1 pseudogene is annotated in these 279 nt (G+C 66.7%); it reads left to right on the top strand.

The features are described from left to right. Nucleotides 1-279, top strand: a pseudogene (locus tag SB725_RS30880) (sigma-54-dependent Fis family transcriptional regulator); the annotation flags it as partial.

Below are 279 nucleotides of genomic sequence, written 5' to 3'. Positions count from 1 at the left end.
CCTGTATCGCTACCTCAGCGAAGGCCAGCTGGAACTGCCGGCGCTGCGGGAACGGGTGGGAGACATCGAGTCCCTGGCCGAATACTTCCTCGGCATCTACAGCCAGCGCCTGGACCTGCAGGTGCCGCTGATCAGCGAAGCCGCGCAGCAGGCCCTGAATCGCCACAGCTGGCCGGGCAACACCCGGGAGCTGGAGAACGTCATCCACTTTGCGCTGCTGGTCAGCAGCGGCGAGGAGATACTGCCCGAGCACCTCAACCTGCCGCCGACGCCCTCGCC

Source organism: Pseudomonas sp. SIMBA_041, from assembly GCF_046535095.1.
Lineage (GTDB): Bacteria > Pseudomonadota > Gammaproteobacteria > Pseudomonadales > Pseudomonadaceae > Aquipseudomonas > Aquipseudomonas mucoides.
Note: the sequence above shows the minus strand (reverse complement) of the source record. Positions and strands in the feature narration are given on the sequence as shown.